This is a genomic window from Actinomadura logoneensis (assembly GCF_003428695.1).
Taxonomy (GTDB): Bacteria; Actinomycetota; Actinomycetes; order Streptosporangiales; family Streptosporangiaceae; genus Spirillospora; species Spirillospora logoneensis.
On the sequence record NZ_QURH01000618.1, the window covers coordinates 1 to 2,205 of the forward strand.

The 2,205-nt window shown below is 73.1% G+C and carries 2 protein-coding genes and 1 pseudogene; 1 reads left to right on the forward strand and 2 read right to left on the reverse strand.

The window, feature by feature from the left end; translation table 11 throughout:
• Window positions 1-196 (reverse strand): annotated as a pseudogene (locus tag DZF91_RS41550) (hypothetical protein); the annotation flags it as partial.
• Window positions 197-269: 73 nt separating this feature from the next.
• Entirely contained in the window at window positions 270-566 is a 297-nt protein-coding gene (locus DZF91_RS24750) for a DUF4193 domain-containing protein (protein ID WP_117359663.1), read from the reverse strand.
• Between the two features lie 736 nt (window positions 567-1,302).
• On the opposite strand from DZF91_RS24750, the gene DZF91_RS24755 reads away from it, so the two are divergent.
• The coding region (locus tag DZF91_RS24755) for a serine/threonine-protein kinase (RefSeq protein WP_147341357.1) at window positions 1,303-2,205 on the forward strand (903 nt) is incomplete at its 3' end.

The following is a 2,205-nucleotide window of genomic DNA, read 5'->3' on the forward strand; positions in this document are numbered from 1 at the left end:
CGGACGCCGCGTCGGACGTCCCGCCCGGTGCGGACGCGTCGCTCGCGCCGCCGGACGCGGGGCCCGGCGGGTTCGCGGACGCGGAAGAGGACGAGTGGGCGCCCGGCGCCACGGGGGCGACGCCCGGCGTGGGCGCGGCGCCGGCGTGGTCCCCGGAGGGACCGCGCCGCTCGTGGAACTCCGGAACCTCGTTCACCAGCGGCTCCCGTGGGTCGGAACTGCCTTGTGGATCGGACCGGCGTGGATCGGACCGCGCGCGCGGCCTTCGGTCAGGCCGCGCACTCGCGGCAGACCGGCTGGCCGTTCTTCTCGGTGGCCAGCTGGCTGCGGTGGTGCACCAGGAAGCACCGGCTGCAGGTGAACTCGTCGGCCTGCCGCGGAACGACCCGGAAGGTCAGCTCCTCGTTGGACAGGTCGGCGCCGGGCAGCTCGGCGACCTCGCCGGCGTCCAGGTCCTCGTCGATGATGCTCGCCGCCTTGTCGGCGCGGCGGGCCTGGAGTTCCTGGAGGCTGTCCTCGTTCAGATCGTCGTCGGTCTTGCGTGGGCTGTCGTAGTCGGTCGCCATCTTCGTCTCCATCCCCCTCGATGCTTTATGCGCCCCGTCGCGCGGATCTAACGCTCGGGGGGCCGTTCTTGTGCCCGATCCGGGCGGGAAATTCTGTCACGGGCGGTGAGCTGTGCCACACGAGGCGCGACCGTTCCCACGAGTGACACGGATCACCCGTCCGGCACGCGTGGATGTGGCGCACGTCACCTACCCGCCGGGTGCCACGCTGTGGAGCAGAGCCGTGACGCCCGGGGGCGCAACCAACGGCGGCGGGATCATATCCTTCTCCGCGTCCGCTCGCGCACCGACCGGCCCCCCAGGCGCCCGGCGCGTCCTCCCACGGGGATACGCGCGGCCCCCGCACCGGCCCTCCCCCGGTCCCGTATCGGCCTCGCACCGCCCCCCGCGGCGGCCTCGCGGCGGCTCCACACCGCCCCGAAGTCCACCCGCGAACGGCTTCGGCGCCCCTCCGGCGGACGGTCGAACCGTCCGCGGCCGGTACCGCGACCGTCCGATGCCGGTCTCGCACCCGTCCCGCGCCGGCCGGGATGTCCGGCCGGCGCACCCCGTTCCCCTACCCGTCCGGACGCCCGTTCGCCCCTCCGCCGGTTCACCGTCCCGGAAAGCGATGGCCACTCCGCATATCGGCAGGAAAGCCGCGATTCGACATTGAACCCATCGTGTCGATGAAACGTCTGAACTAACGCGATATCGTGCAGCGCCACATCACACAAGCGGGTCACGGGAGGGTCTGATGCCGGAAGCCGCTCCGCTGGAGCCGGGCGATCCGCGGGCACTGGGACAGTACGAGGTCGTCGGGCGGCTCGGGGCAGGCGGGCAGGGCGCGGTCTTTCTCGGCCGCGCCCCTGGGGGAGAGTACGTCGCCGTCAAGCTGCTGCACACGCAGATGGCGGCCGACAAGGCGGCGCGGGCGCGGTTCGCCCGCGAGGTCACCGCGGCCACCAAGGTCGACCCGCAGTGCACCGCCCGCGTGATCGACTTCGACGTCGAGGGCGAGCAGCCCTACGTGATCAGCGAGTTCATCGACGGTTCCTCGCTGCACGACGTGGTCGCGCACAACGGCCCGATGAACGCCGACGACCTGCTGCTCCTCGCGATCGGCACCGCGACCGCGCTCGCCGCGATCCACGAGGCCGGGATCGTCCACCGCGACTTCAAGCCGAACAACGTCATGCTGGCGAGCGACGGGCCGCGCGTGGTCGACTTCGGCATCGCGCGCACCGTCAACTCCCAGGAGAGCGCGGTCACCGCGACCGGCATGGTCGTCGGCACTCCGGGCTACCTGGCGCCCGAGCAGCTCACCGGCGCCCCCCTCACCCCCGCGGTGGACATCTTCGCCTGGGGCGCGACCATGGTCTTCAGCGCGACCGGGCAGTCCCCGTTCGAGGCCGAGACGCTGCCGGTGATCATCAACCGGATCCTGAACGAGGAGCCGGACCTGTCCGGGGTGCCCGCCGGGCCCGTCCGCGACATGGTGCAGCGGGCGCTGTCCAAGGACGCCGGACTGCGCCCGCCCGCGCCGCAGCTGCTGCTCCAGCTGCTCCAGTCGGTGAACGCGACCCCGCCGGGCGCGGCGGCCGGCGGCGCGCTGCTCGACCAGGGCACCCGCATCGCCGCGCGCCTCGACGCCCCGCCG